Genomic DNA, 13,540 nt, shown 5'->3' with positions numbered 1-13,540 from the left:
CTATAGGGGATAAATGTTAAATACCGCCTATGGCGTGTAAATGATACTTACCCTCTATAACAGGTAAATATTGATATACCTGCCATAGCGTGTAAATTGGAAGAAGGCACGCTACCAGGTTGTTGAATCATGAAAGTAACCAGCGCCAAGCAACTGAGCGCCTGTATCAAGGATGCCAGACTTTCTCAAAAGCTCTCTCAAGGCAAAGTGGCCGAGAAAGTGGGGATTAGGCAAGACACTGTCTCCAGCTTCGAGCTCAACCCTGAGTCCACCAAGCTGGAAACCCTGTTCAAGATCCTCGCAGCACTCGAATTGTCAGTGGATATCAAACCCCGCAATGAGTCATCCGATAGTCCGGCATCGAGCTGGAAGGAGGAGTGGTAATGGCCAATCTGGCTGTCTACATGAACGGCTATCGGGTGGGCACATTCACCAAAACTACCAGCGGCGCCCATCAGTTTCAGTACCATGGGTCATGGCTAGCACAACCGGGCAGCCGTCCCATCTCACTCTCCATGCCATTGCGCCATCAGGCCTACCGGGGCGATGAAGCCTATAACTTCTTCGACAACCTGCTGCCAGATAATACGGAGGTGAGGAACAGGGTTGTAGCACGCTATCAAGCGGTATCAACCCAGCCCTTCGATCTGCTCAGTTGCATTGGCCAGGATAGCGTAGGGGCATTACAGCTGGTTACCGAAGGGCACGATGTTCCAGATGTCAGGCGAATCGACTACAAGGCACTTTCCGATGACGAGCTCGAGCAGATCCTGACCAGCTACAAATCAGGAATCCCTTTGGGGATGGTCAGGGAGCAAGAGGAGTTCCGGATCTCTATCGCCGGGGCGCAAGAAAAGACTGCGCTGCTCTATCTCGATGGCCGCTGGTACTTGCCACTCAACGCAACGCCGACAACCCACATTATTAAACTCCCTATCGGCAAGATTGAAAGCCACTCCTACTCGATAGACCTCTCCCAGAGCGTAGAAAACGAATACATCTGCACTCTGATTGCCAAGGAGTTTAGTCTACCCGTACCTCACTGCTTCATGATGCAGGTTGGCCAGGTCAAAGCACTTGCGGTGGAACGCTTCGACAGACGTTACGCTACAGATCGCAGTTGGATCATGCGCCTTCCCCAAGAAGATTTCTGTCAGGTATTGAATGTTCCGTCAGCACGGAAATACGAGAGCCATGGAGGACCGGGGATCACTGACATCATGAAAACCTTGCTGGGCTCTGCGACACCAGAACAGGATCGCTACCTGTTCATGAAATCTCAGGTCCTGTTCTGGCTGCTGGCGGCCACCGATGGCCATGCAAAGAACTTCTCGGTCTTTATTGAACCGGAAGGGCGTTTTCGCCTGACCCCTTTTTACGACATCCTATCTGTCTATCCAGTGTTTGGCGGCCGAGGCCTCAACCGAAGGGACGCCAAGCTCGCTATGGGCCTAGCAAGCAGCAAGGGAAAGAAGTACGCCATTGAGCAGATATTCCCGCGCCATTTCTTCCAAACGGCGAAAGCTGTGGGATTTGAGCGTTCTGCTATGGAAGAGATCCTGACAGAACTGGCCAACTCCGTTGATGATGTTATTGAACGCGTTACCCAGCAATTGCCAGCAGGCTTCCCCGATGCCATCAGCAGCTCCATTCTAGAGGGCCTAAAAGCCCGCTCTGCTAGGCTGATAAAAGGCTGGGATTAAATTGGCGGTATGTGGGGTGATTGCACGGTTAGCCAAACCACCGATGGGAAGCTTGCACAGTTCGAAGAGTAAAAGCGGCTTTCCAGGCACCAAGCGATGCTATAGTCGGTTCAAAATATGTTCAAAACTCACCTAAAAAGAGGTTTTGACTGCGTGTGGTGGCCTCGTATTGATTCATATGGGAAGGCTGCACGATCGAGAATGGACTATGTGGGAACGCAGCACGATAGCAGAAACCTGTGAGCGGCCTCTCAATATGCTGTTTTAGTTACTTTTACCCCAAGTGGCCCCCGAAAAGTCACTAACATGTTGAAGATAATAGATTATTTACATTCTGCATCGGCAAGTAACGCCGCACGGCAGGCAATAAAAAGCCCGGGTTTATCCCGGGCTTTTTTGTGCGTTTTTTCTTCGAAAACCTACAGACGGCGCAGGCACCACATGAAGTAAGCGCCCCCTAACAGGGTGGAGACCAGCCCGACCGGCACGTCCTGCGGGAACAGGATCTGCTGGCCGATCCAGTCCGCCGACACCATCAGCAGGGCACCGGCAGCGGCGGCCCCGAGCAGGTGCCAACGGGCCCGCACCAGTCCCATCAGCTTGGCCATGTGCGGGGCCAGCAGACCGACGAAGGAGAGCGGCCCCACCACCAGGGTGGCGCTGGCGGTGAGCACGGCCACCAACAGCAGTATGGCGAGCTGGGCCCGGTTGAGGCGAATGCCCAATGCGGTCGCCAGCGCCGACCCCATCGGCAGCAGATCGAGCCAACGGCTGATGAGCAGGCAGGCTGCCAGCATCAATACCGCCAGTGCCACCAGTCCATAAGCCACCGGCAGGGTGACGTAATAGGTAGAGCCGGACATCCAGGAGAGCAGCTGCTGCACCCGCATGTCGCCGTTGGCCAGCGCTATGGCCTGCAGCGGCTCGAACAGCGCCGTGATGGCGATGCCGGACAGCAGGATCCGCTCCGGCTGGAAGCCGTGCTTGCGGTTGACCAGCACCAGCAACAAGAGACAAGCGAAGGCGCCGAGCAGGCCACCCAGCAGCATAATGGGCAGCGGCAAAGCCGGCAGCAGCAAGGCCGTCGCTATCACCCCCATGAAGGTACCGCCGCTCACCCCCAGCAGCTCAGGGCTCGCCATGGGGTTGTTGCTGACCCGCTGCAGCAGGGTACCCGCCAGCGCCAGCAAGACGCCGGCGGCACCGGCCGCCAGGGTGCGCGGCAGGCGCCACTCCAGCTGGGCCTGCCACCTGAGCCAGCTCGGCCAGCTCCAGCCAGCCATCCCCTGCCCGACCAGCAGGGAGCCTATGATGGCGAGCCCCAGGCCGAGCAGCAGTAAGGTGAGCAGCCGAGTCGGGGCCGGATGCCGTGCGACCGACAGGCCGCTTGCCCCCTTAGGCGAGCCGGACTTCAGGGCCAGCCGCGGGATCAGCCAGAGCAGCAGCGGCGCCCCCAGCAAGGCCGTCATGGCACCGGTCGGGATCAGCACGGGCCAGACGTTGCTCAGGGTCTGCAGCAGCAGATCGGTGGCCGTCAGCAGCAGAGCCCCCAGGATTGGCCCCCACAACAACCGTTGGCCGAGTTGACGGATCCCCAGCAGCCGCACCATGGCCGGCGCCGCCAGCCCGATGAAACCGATCAGCCCCACCACGCTCACCACGCAGGCGGTGACGAACACCGCCAGCCCGAGTCCGGCCAGTCGCAGCTGCTGCAAGGAAACACCCAGGCTGCGGGCGCTGGCATCGTCCAGCTCCAGCACCGCCAGCGGGCGCACCAGCACAGCCGCCAGCCCACCCGCCACCAGCAGCCGTGGTAGCAGATAGCTCACTCCGCTCCAGCTGTTCTGGGCCAGGGAGCCACTGCCCCACACCAGCAGTCCCTTCAGCTCCTCCTGAAAGAACAGCAGCAGCCCCATGCTGATGGCCGCCAGATAGAGGTTGATCACCAGGCCCGCAAAAACGATGACCACAGGATTGAGCTGACGGCGCCAGGCCAGGGCGAACACCAGCGCCATGGCGAGGCTGCCACCGGCCATGGCGATCCACTCCCGCCCCAGCAGCAGCCAGGAGGGAGCAAACAGGGTCACCATCATCAGCGCCAGCTGGGCGCCGGAGGCCACCCCCAAGGTAGTTGGCGAGGCGAGCGGGTTGCGCAGCACCTGCTGCATCAGGGTGCCGGCCAGACCGAGGGCGGCTCCGGCCAGCAGAGTCACCGTCAGCCGGGGCAGCCAGCTGAAGTGCACCACGGCCTGACGGACATCCTCCAGATTCGGCGAGAAGAGGGTCTGCCACCAGAGCGCACCCGGCACCTGGCGGGCCAGATCCCAGCCAGCGAGCGAAAGTGTCAGCCCCAGCAGGATCAAGGCCGGCCGCAGCAGCGGGGATGGGAATATGTGTTTCATTGGCTAGCTCCCCTGGCATCCTGCTGCAATGCCTCGTTGAGCAGGCTGGCGAAGCGGCGGGCGGCGAGTACGCCACCGAAGCTCCAGACTGCGGGCAGATGCAGCACAGGTGCCTGCTGCACCAGCGGCAGATGCTGCCACAGGCCGGGCTCCTGCAGCCGCTCGCTCACCCCGACGGGGATGGGATCCACCACCACCAGCCGCGCGGCTGGCAGCGCCATGAACTGCTCTATGCTGGCCACCGAGAAACCCCAGGCATTGGTCTCCCCCTGCCAGGCGTTGCGCAGGCCGAGTCGCTGCATCACGGCCTCGAACAGGCTGTGACGGCCGAACACCCGCACGTGGCGCTCATCGATAAACTGCACCACCAGCAGGGGCGGCAGATCCGCTGGCAACTCGGTCCGCATCTGCGCCAGATCCCGATCCAGCCCGGCCAGCAGCCTCTCGGCCTCGGCCGTTTTGTTCACCAGCGCCGCTATGGTCAGGGTCGCCTCATGGAGCCGCTGCCACAGATCGGTTTGCGGATCATAGAGGGCGATGGACTGCACGGGTGCGATGCGGGACAGGGTCGGTGCCAGCGGCGCCGCCAGCGGGGATATGAGGATGCGATCGGGTTTCAACTCGGCCAGCAGCTCGCGGTTGGGCTGAGCCCGCAGGCCTATATCCACCACCTCGGCCGGCAGCAGCGGCTCGCCGACCCAGGCGCGGTAGGAGCTGACATCCCCCACCGCCAGCGGGATCACCCCCAGCGCCAGCAGGGTTTCGGCTATGGTCCAGTCGACTGTGGCAAGGCGGGGTACCGACTTCACAGCATCGGCTTGAGGGAGGTCTGCAGCGGCAGGCATCGCTGGCTCGGCCTGCAACATAAACGGAGCCAAGAGGCAGCAGAACCAGACAGCTTTCTTTAATAAAAACATCGAGATAACAAGCCTTATCTAAACGATGGCGATGGCGTGGTCATGGGCCGGGTGGCGAATGACCTCCATCGGGATGCCATAGATGGCGTGCAGGGTCTCGCTGGTCATGATCCGATCTGGCTCGCCATGGGTGAGCAGGCGGCCCGAGTGCAGTGCCACCAGCCGATCGCAGAAGCGGGAGGCCATGTTGATGTCGTGAATGACTATGATGACCCCGAGGTTGAGCTGACGGCTGAGCTGCTTGACCAGAGTCAGCACCTCCACCTGATGGGCCACGTCCAGCGCGGCCAGCGGCTCGTCCAGCAGGATAAAGCGGCTCTCCTGCGCCAGCAGCATGGCCAGCCAGACCCGCCCCCGCTCGCCGCCGGAGAGAGTATCCACCAGCCTGTCGGCGAAGCGTTCGGTATGAGTGAGGGCGATGGCCCGCTCGACCTGACGCTGATCCTCCTCCCCCATGCGGCCCAGCAGACCGCGCCAGGGATAGCGACCCATCTCCACCAGCTCGCGCCCGAGCAGGTTCTCGGCGCTCGGCAGATGCTGGGGCAGATAGGCCACCTGACGGGCGAAGTCCCGATTGCCCCACGCCTGCAGCGGCTTGTCATCGAACAGGATCTCGCCGTCACTCAGGGGCTGCTGGCGCGCCAGCAGCTTGAGCAGGGTGGATTTGCCCGAGCCGTTGTGGCCTATGAGGCCATAGACCCGGCCCTGCTCGAAACGCAGGTCCGTTGGGTGCAGCAGCTGGCGGTCGTTTACCGCGAAGCTGGCGGCTTTCATCTCAAACATAAGCAATTCCTGTGCTGGCCTGATGCCAGTCTCATCGGTGCAGGCATCAAGCCGGCACCTCGCAATCCAGATGAGCGACGGCATCCTGGCTGACCTGCTCGCGTCGTTCGCCGGTCAGCTCGATAAGCTGACCCTGGCGCATCTCCAGCAGGCGATCGGCCAACGCGAAGTAGTGATCGTCGTGACTGATGGCGATCACCGTCTTGCCCATCGCCTTGAGGCGCGGCAGCAGCAGCTGATAGAAGATGCGGCGGAACTGGGGATCCTGATCCGCGGCCCACTCGTCAAACAGCATCACCTCGCGCTGCTCAGCCAGCGCCAGCAGCAGGGCGACCCGCTTGCGCTGCCCCTGGGAGAGGTCGATATCGGCGATGAAGCCATCCTCGATGGCAAGCTTGCTGCCCATCTGCAACCGATCCAGCCACTCGGCCACCAGCTCGGCCTTGGGCTCGGGCCCCAGCAGGTGCTGGAACAGGTGGTAGTCGGTGAAGATGGCGGAGAAGAGCGCCAGATAGGCGTTGCAATCCGTGACAGGCTCGCCATCCAGCAGGATCCGGCCAGACACCGGCTGATAGAGGCCGGTCAGCAGCATGGCCAGAGTCGACTTGCCGGAGCCGTTGCCGCCTATGATGAAGACTTGCTCCCCCCGCTCGATCACCAGATTGATGGGGCCCACGGCGAAACCGCCCTCCCCCTGATAGTGAAAGCTCACCTGCTCCAGCTCGATGCGTTGCCAGGCACGGGGCGCGGGCGGCAGCGGGAAGTCGGGATCCGGCTCGGCCAGCGCCAGTGCGGCTATCTTGTCGAACGCCACCTGGGCGGAGAGCAGAGTCGGCAGGGCGCCAATCCCCTGCAACAAGGGCGTGCGCAGGAACAGCAGGGTTAGCGCGAAGGTGGCGGCCACATTGGTGTTGGCCCAGCCCAGCCCGTTGGCCAGGAAGAAGACCAGGCCGATGGCCCCCAGCATCATGATATTCGACCAGTTCACCGCGCTCAGGTGATAGGTGTCGGCGCGGATGATCTGCTGGCGATAGTCACGGGCGTTCTGCTCATAGAGCTGGTGGTAGACGAAGTGGGCCCGCTCGCGATTGAGCGCCAGCTCCTTGCTGCCGGCTATGATGGCCTGATAGTTCTGGTAGAGCCTGTCCTCGGCCTGACGCATGTGGGACAGGTGGTGATAGACGCGGTTCACCAGCAGCCAGCCTACCACCATGGTGACAGTGACCCAGAGGGCGGTGACGCCGAGCAGGGCCGGCGAGAGCCAGCCGAGATAGAGGGCCGAGCCCAGGGTGAGCACCAGCCCCTGTACCAGCTCGGGCAGGCGCACGAAGGCGATGGTGATCTGGCCTATGTCGCTGGAGAGGGATGCCAGCAGCGGCCCCTGGCCAAGCTGGCGAATGCGGGCGACATCGGTATCCAGCAGTTGCTTGAGCAGACGGCCCCGCAACCGGTAGACAAAATGATGACCGAGTGTGGTCAAGGCCAATTGAGAGCCGAGTGTGATCACCAGCAGCAACAGGATCAAGCCAAGCAGTTGGCCAAGTACCGGCAGCGGATCGCCGACGGATTCGACAAGAGAGTGATTGATAAAGGCAATGACGCCGATCCCGCTCACTGCGCTGAGCAGGCTGAGCAGGGTAATGGCGATGAAGGGCCAACGATATTGGCGGTAAACCAGAGACAAGAGTTCCATAACGGACCGGTATTCTAGAGATATGCCAGGAGCAATGTGCAGGGAAAAAGGAGGGCGGGAGCCTGGGCCCCCACCCTTCCTCTATTACCAGCGGTAGTTGATGCTGCCCACTACGCTGCGCGGCTCGCCGTAGTAGCAGTAGTAGTCACAGCTGGCCACATAGGTATCACCCAGCAGGTTGTTGACGTTGAGCTGGGCTCGCCAGTTCTTGGCAAAGTCATACCCGATCATCGCATCCCACACGGTATGGGCCGGCACCTGAGCAGAACCATAGATGGGGGTGTAGTCCGCATTCACGGCACCTATGCCGACACTGGAGCCGACATAACGCACGCCGGATCCCAGTTCCAGACCGGAAACCGGACCCTGCTGCACCTTGTAGCTGCCCCAGAAGGAGGCCTGGTGGCGCGGGATCAGGCTGGCACGGCGATTGCCGGTGTCGTTGGTCTTGGCATCGGTATAGGTGTAGGCGGCGGTGAGACGCAGTGCCTCGGTGGCCTGCACGCTCCCTTCCAGCTCGACGCCCTGGGAGGTCACTTCGCCGGCCTGGGTCTGCTGACCTGAACCGGTGGAGACCAGCGAGTTGGTCTGCTCCAGATCGAACAGCGCCAGGTTGATGTAGCCGTCGAGGAAGCTCGGCGCGTACTTGACGCCTGTCTCATACAGGGTGCCCTTGAGCGGCTTGTAGGACTCGCTGGTGTTGGGGTCGATCCCCGGCAACACCTCGAACGACTCGGCGTAGGCAATATAAGGAGAGAGACCGTTGTCGGCCAGGTACATCAGGCTGCCGGAGAGGGAGAGCTCGTGATCATACTGCTTCTCGTTCTTGCCCTTGGCTTCGCTGATGTTGTGGGTCTCCACGTAGTCGAAGCGACCGCCGCCGGTCAGCAACCAGCGATCGTCCCAGCGAACCTGGTGCTGGGCATAGAAGCCGCTCTGGCCCTTGGTGCTCTTCTGGTGGGTGGCGGTGGATTCATCAAAACCGGGGAAGCCGCTGTAATCCGGGTTCATGGTGTTGATGGAGCCCATGCCGTAGTTGTCGGCTTCCTGGCCTTCATTGACATGACGCTGCAGATCCACCCCCAGCAGCAGGGTCTGTTCGGTGCTGTCGGTGTTCCAGTACCCCACCATCTGGTTGTCCATGGTGGCACTCTTGGTGTTGCCATCCCGGTAGACCAGACCGCGGAAGGCGGTGGTGCCTTCATAGGTCGGGAAGATATAGGTTTGACGCAGCAGCAGATCGTTGTAGTTGAAGCGGACGTTCTGCTTGAACTCCCAGGTCTGGTTGAGCTGGTGGGCCAGCTCGTAACCGGTGGAGATCTGGGTGTTGCGGTTGCGATCGTAATCCGGCTGGCTCAGGTTGGTGGAGGGATCGATCTGGCCGCCGCTGGTATTGAGCGTGCCGTAGACGGGGAAGAAGCCGTTGGTCGGTACCCCTTCGTCGTGCAGCAAGCTGGCCAGCAGGGTCAGGCTGGTGCGATCCGAGAGATCAAAGGTCACGCTCGGCGCCAGATAGACGCGATCGTTGTAAGTGCCATCCAGCACGCCATCACGCTCTTTATAGAGGGCAACCATGCGGTAGCGGCTGTTGTCGGTCAGCGCATCGGAGACATCCACCCCGATCTGGCGATGATCCCGGCTGCCCAGCTGCAGATCCAGCAGCCCCTGCGGGGTGGTGGTCGGCCGCTTGCTGATGGCATTGATCACGCCGCCGGGAGGCGCCTCGCCGTAGAGGATCGAGGCCGGCCCTTTCAGCACTTCCACGCTCTCCAGGCCGAACGGCTCGGGCGTCCAGACATAGTAACCTGTGCCGAACAGGCGGTTGCCGTCCAGATAGGAGGCTGCATCGAAGCCGCGCACCTTGAACCAGTCGGTATTGTTGTCGGAGCCATAGAGGCCGCTGAGCACGCCGGAGCGATAGCGCAGGGACTCGTCAAGCTGCTGCACGGCGTGCTGATCCAGATCCTCGCGGTTGACCACTGAGACGGCGCGAGGCGTCTCGGCCATGGGCACTTCCACCTTCATGGCGGTGCCGGTGACCACCATGGTTTCGCTGGCCTTGGGCAGTTCTTTCGGTTGTTCAGCCAGCACTGGCAGGCTTGCCAGCAGGCAGGAGAGCGGCAGCAGATGCTGTGCCCCTCTCTTTCGCATCGCTGCGATTGGGGTGTTTTTTTGCGCAATCATATAAGTGTCTCAAATATCAATGAGTTGTTTCTGGTTTCTTATTATTGGTGCCCGGTCATGCCGGTCGGCCCGGTTCCTCAGGCGAATAAAGCAGCGTCATGCTACTACAGGAGCCATGATCGAATCGATTCAATAATTGCTAATCATTTGCATCTGCATTGTTACTTAACGTATCAAGCAGGCGATTTTCGGGCAGAAGAGGAAGGGAGCAGACGGAGGCATCCCTGCTAAAAAGATCGGAGGAAAGAGGAAATCGAGGGATCCTGCTTTATATAAGCAAAGAAAAGAGGATCCATTATCCCCAAGCTTTATCCATATTTATCCACACCCTTTGACGGTAGAATCCGGGTTCCGCATTTTTCAGGATCCATTCCATGGCCAAACTCAATCTCGTCGTCGGCTCCATGCTGGGCGCCGCCGAATATGTCGCAGACCACGTCGCCAACCTGCTGGAACAGGCAGGCCATCAGGCCGAGATCCACAATCCGGCCACGCTGGCCGAGGTGTTGGCCGAGCCGGACGCCATCCTGCTGGTGGTCACTTCCACCCACGGCGCTGGCGACGTGCCCGACAACCTGCAACCCTTCGCCAAGGATCTTGCCGAGCAGCATCCGGATCTTAATGCCTTGAAATATGGCGTGATCGCCCTCGGCGACAGCAGTTATGACACCTTTTGCCAAGGTGGCAAGACACTGGATCGGCTGCTGGCCGAGTGCGGCGCCAGCCGGATCGGGGATCGTCTCGACATAGATGTCACCCAACACGAGATCCCGGAAGATGCCGCCGAAGCCTGGATCCAGGGCTGGATGCAGTTGATCGCCTGATCAGGGCCTGGGAGATCCGGCAGAAAAGCCTTGATCTCCCCGTTTATCCCCAGATCGCTATCCACCAGGTTATTAACAGATTGATCCTGGCGACTTGTTCTACATGGTTACCCACAACGACCGGGGGTAATGTGTATAACTACAGTGTAAAGCTCTGCAAAACCTATAGTTATCCATGTATGAGATCCAGCCCGCTAGCCGCCTGTGTATAAAAGCACTGGTTATCCCCCTGTTCACGGGGCCAGGATCCAAGCTTTTCCACAAGCTGAGATCGCCTTTAACCAGATGATCTTTATGATCAAAAAGCGCTTATCAACAGAAATGGTGGATCCTAATAAAAGATCCAATAAAAGATCGATCTAAAGATCCTTAAGATCTATTAAGTGGATCCTCCCTCCATACTGACCGTTAAGTAGACGTTCCCCTCAGGACGCGAAACAGATAGAATGTTCCGCCCCTCAGCCCAGGCAAACAACGATCTTCAGGCGTGCAGATCAAGGTGATCCCCAATGCAATACCATGAACAATTTGATGTGATCGTCGTCGGTGGCGGTCATGCAGGAACCGAAGCAGCAACAGCGGCAGCCCGTATGGGTCTGAATACCCTGTTGTTGACCCACAATATCGATACGTTGGGACACATGTCATGTAATCCGGCGATCGGCGGGATCGGCAAGGGACACCTGGTCAAGGAAGTTGACGCCCTCGGCGGGATCATGGCGCGAGCCATAGATCTTGGCGGGATCCAGTTCCGTACCCTGAACTCCTCCAAGGGGCCAGCGGTACGAGCCACCCGTGCTCAGGCGGATCGACTGCTCTACAAAGCCGTCGTACGCCAGATGCTGGAGAACTACCCGAACCTGAAGATCTTCCAGCAGGCCTGTGACGATCTGATCATGGACGGGGATCGTGTTGCCGGTGTGGTGACCCAGAGCGGGATCCGCATCAGCGGCAAGACTGTGGTGCTGACCGTAGGCACCTTCCTGAATGGCTTGATCCACATAGGGATGGAAAACTACAAGGGCGGCCGCGCAGGGGATCCTCCCTCGATCGCCCTGGCTCAACGGCTGCGCGAGATGCCGCTGCGCATCGATCGCCTCAAGACGGGTACACCGCCGCGGATCGATGCCCGCAGCGTCGATCTCTCCGTGATGCAGGCCCAGTACGGCGATGATCCGCGCCCCGTCTTCTCGTTTATCGGCAACGCCAGCCAGCACCCCCGTCAGGTGCCCTGCTACGTCACTCACACCAACGAGCGTACCCACGACGTGATCCGCAACAATCTGGATCGCAGTCCCATGTATGCCGGGGTGATCGAAGGGATAGGCCCGCGCTACTGCCCGTCGATCGAAGACAAGATCACCCGTTTCGCGGACAAGACGGCACACCAGATTTTTGTCGAGCCGGAAGGCTTGACCACCCACGAACTCTATCCGAACGGGATCTCCACCAGCCTGCCATTCGACGTGCAGGTGCAGATAGTGCGTTCCATTCGTGGTTTCGAAAATGCCCACATCACCCGTCCCGGCTACGCCATCGAATATGACTTCTTCGATCCGCGGGATCTCAAGGCCAACATGGAGAGCAAGTGCATCGGCAACCTGTTCTTCGCCGGCCAGATCAACGGCACCACGGGTTACGAAGAGGCTGCGGCCCAGGGCCTGATGGCCGGTTTGAACGCCGGTCTGCGTGCCCAGGACAAGGATCCCTGGCATCCGCGTCGGGATCAGGCCTACATGGGCGTGATGATGGACGATCTCTCCACCTTGGGGACCCGCGAGCCCTACCGCATGTTCACCAGTCGTGCCGAATATCGCCTGCTGCTGCGGGAAGACAACGCCGACCTGCGCCTGACCGCCATCGGCCGCGAGCTGGGTCTGGTGGATGACGAGCGCTGGGGTAAATTCAACGCCAAGATGGAACAGGTGGAGCTGGAGCAGCAGCGCATGCGTTCGACCTGGATCCACCCGCAACATCCATCGCTGGAGGCGGTCAACGCCCTGGTCAATGCCCCGCTGACCCGCGAGCAGAGTCTGGAAGAGCTGCTGCGTCGTCCCGAGGTGACCTACGATGCGCTGATGGCCATCGAAGGCGTGGGTCCGGCGCTGAGCGATCGCGCCGCCGCCGATCAGGTGGAGATCCAGATCAAGTACGCCGGTTACATCGAACGTCAGCACGACGAGGTGGAGAAGCAGCTGCGCAACGAGAACACCCTGTTGCCACTGGACATGAACTACCGCGACGTCAACGGTCTCTCCAACGAGGTGATCGCCAAGCTGAGCGATGCCAGGCCGCAGACCATAGGTCAGGCTTCCCGCATCTCCGGCATCACCCCGGCAGCCATCTCCATCCTGCTGGTTCACCTGAAAAAACACGGCCTGCTGCGTAAAACCGCCTGAGGATCCCCATGCTGGAAAGATTGAACGGCCTGCTCATGCAGGCCGGTATTGTTATCACCGACACCCAAAAGACCCAGTTGGTTCAGCTTGTCGAGTTGCTGCACAAGTGGAACAAGGCTTACAATCTCACCTCGGTGCGTGATCCGGACGCCATGCTGGTCAAGCATATCCTCGACAGCCTGGTGGTGAGCCCTCACCTGCACGGTGAACGTTTCATCGATGTGGGCACTGGCCCTGGGCTGCCTGGCTTGCCGCTGGCCATCATCAATCCGGACAAGCAGTTCGTGCTGCTGGACAGTCTGGGCAAGCGGATCAACTTCATCCGCCAGGTGATCCAGGAGCTGGGCTTGACCAATGTGACGCCCGTCAAATCCCGGGTTGAAGAGTATCGACCCGAGGTGGGCTTCGATGGCGTACTCAGTCGGGCTTTTGCCTCGCTGGAGGACATGCTGACCTGGTGTCATCATCTGCCGTCGGCCCAGGGCAGCTTCCTGGCGCTCAAGGGGCAATACCCCGGGCCCGAGCTGGCTCAACTGCCTGCCAACATACGTCTGGTCGCCTCCCATCAACTGGTGGTGCCGGAACTGGAAGGCGAACGTCATCTGCTGGAATTCAAACATGTCCAGCCCGAATAG

General features: G+C 60.3%; 10 protein-coding genes. 5 read left to right on the top strand and 5 right to left on the bottom strand.

The window, feature by feature from the left end:
* The first annotated feature begins 129 nt into the window (after positions 1-129).
* Complete coding sequence (locus IU367_RS21935) at positions 130-384, top strand: helix-turn-helix domain-containing protein (protein WP_274453100.1); 255 nt, start codon at positions 130-132, stop codon at positions 382-384.
* Positions 384-1,703 (top strand): type II toxin-antitoxin system HipA family toxin, encoded by a 1,320-nt coding sequence (locus IU367_RS21930; protein WP_274453099.1) that lies wholly within the window; start codon positions 384-386, stop codon positions 1,701-1,703. The genes IU367_RS21935 and IU367_RS21930 overlap by 1 nt, the downstream gene beginning before the upstream one ends.
* A 419-nt stretch (positions 1,704-2,122) precedes the next feature.
* Here IU367_RS21930 and fhuB read toward each other — a convergent pair whose 3' ends face one another.
* From fhuB to IU367_RS21905, 5 genes are all read right to left on the bottom strand, one after another.
* Positions 2,123-4,105 (bottom strand): Fe(3+)-hydroxamate ABC transporter permease FhuB, encoded by a 1,983-nt coding sequence (gene fhuB / locus IU367_RS21925; RefSeq protein WP_274453098.1) that lies wholly within the window; start codon positions 4,103-4,105, stop codon positions 2,123-2,125.
* Positions 4,102-5,022: an ABC transporter substrate-binding protein gene (locus IU367_RS21920; protein ID WP_274453097.1), complete on the bottom strand. Its 921-nt coding sequence runs from the start codon at positions 5,020-5,022 to the stop codon at positions 4,102-4,104. Before IU367_RS21920 ends, fhuB begins: the two co-directional genes overlap by 4 nt.
* An 18-nt stretch (positions 5,023-5,040) precedes the next feature.
* A complete protein-coding gene (locus IU367_RS21915; RefSeq protein ID WP_274453096.1) occupies positions 5,041-5,805 on the bottom strand; it encodes an ATP-binding cassette domain-containing protein in 765 nt (254 codons plus the stop codon).
* A gap of 46 nt (positions 5,806-5,851) precedes the next feature.
* Positions 5,852-7,498: a multidrug ABC transporter permease/ATP-binding protein gene (locus IU367_RS21910; RefSeq protein ID WP_274453095.1), complete on the bottom strand. Its 1,647-nt coding sequence runs from the start codon at positions 7,496-7,498 to the stop codon at positions 5,852-5,854.
* 84 nt (positions 7,499-7,582) lie between these two features.
* The gene (locus IU367_RS21905) at positions 7,583-9,682 is read right to left on the bottom strand and encodes a TonB-dependent siderophore receptor (protein WP_274453093.1); all 2,100 of its coding nucleotides are present in this window, start codon (positions 9,680-9,682) and stop codon (positions 7,583-7,585) included.
* Between the two features lie 374 nt (positions 9,683-10,056).
* Between IU367_RS21905 and mioC the strand changes: the two genes are divergently transcribed.
* The 3 genes from mioC to rsmG all read left to right on the top strand — a co-directional run bounded on the left by mioC (position 10,057) and on the right by rsmG (position 13,540).
* Positions 10,057-10,506, top strand: coding sequence for an FMN-binding protein MioC (gene mioC / locus IU367_RS21900; RefSeq protein ID WP_098981241.1), 450 nt, complete (start codon positions 10,057-10,059; stop codon positions 10,504-10,506).
* A 509-nt stretch (positions 10,507-11,015) separates the two neighbouring features.
* On the top strand, positions 11,016-12,905 hold the full coding sequence (mnmG, locus tag IU367_RS21895) for a tRNA uridine-5-carboxymethylaminomethyl(34) synthesis enzyme MnmG (protein WP_043557322.1): 1,890 nt from the start codon (positions 11,016-11,018) through the stop codon (positions 12,903-12,905).
* 8 nt (positions 12,906-12,913) lie between these two features.
* Positions 12,914-13,540 (top strand): 16S rRNA (guanine(527)-N(7))-methyltransferase RsmG, encoded by a 627-nt coding sequence (gene rsmG / locus IU367_RS21890; protein WP_043557321.1) that lies wholly within the window; start codon positions 12,914-12,916, stop codon positions 13,538-13,540.

Origin of the sequence: Aeromonas bestiarum (assembly GCF_028751155.1) — a bacterium.
Taxonomy (GTDB): domain Bacteria; phylum Pseudomonadota; class Gammaproteobacteria; order Enterobacterales; family Aeromonadaceae; genus Aeromonas; species Aeromonas bestiarum.
This window is presented reverse-complemented; position numbering and strand designations above follow the sequence as displayed.

What these genes read in the sequence shown, in the direction of transcription:
- IU367_RS21935 (WP_274453100.1), top strand. Translation starts at nt 130, where the DNA reads ATGAAAGTAACCAGCGCCAAGCAACTGAGCGCCTGTATCAAGGATGCC.
- IU367_RS21930 (WP_274453099.1), top strand. Translation starts at nt 384, where the DNA reads ATGGCCAATCTGGCTGTCTACATGAACGGCTATCGGGTGGGCACATTC.
- fhuB (WP_274453098.1), bottom strand. Translation starts at nt 4,105, where the DNA reads ATGAAACACATATTCCCATCCCCGCTGCTGCGGCCGGCCTTGATCCTG.
- IU367_RS21920 (WP_274453097.1), bottom strand. Translation starts at nt 5,022, where the DNA reads ATGTTTTTATTAAAGAAAGCTGTCTGGTTCTGCTGCCTCTTGGCTCCG.
- IU367_RS21915 (WP_274453096.1), bottom strand. Translation starts at nt 5,805, where the DNA reads ATGTTTGAGATGAAAGCCGCCAGCTTCGCGGTAAACGACCGCCAGCTG.
- IU367_RS21910 (WP_274453095.1), bottom strand. Translation starts at nt 7,498, where the DNA reads ATGGAACTCTTGTCTCTGGTTTACCGCCAATATCGTTGGCCCTTCATC.
- IU367_RS21905 (WP_274453093.1), bottom strand. Translation starts at nt 9,682, where the DNA reads ATGATTGCGCAAAAAAACACCCCAATCGCAGCGATGCGAAAGAGAGGG.
- mioC (WP_098981241.1), top strand. Translation starts at nt 10,057, where the DNA reads ATGGCCAAACTCAATCTCGTCGTCGGCTCCATGCTGGGCGCCGCCGAA.
- mnmG (WP_043557322.1), top strand. Translation starts at nt 11,016, where the DNA reads ATGCAATACCATGAACAATTTGATGTGATCGTCGTCGGTGGCGGTCAT.
- rsmG (WP_043557321.1), top strand. Translation starts at nt 12,914, where the DNA reads ATGCTGGAAAGATTGAACGGCCTGCTCATGCAGGCCGGTATTGTTATC.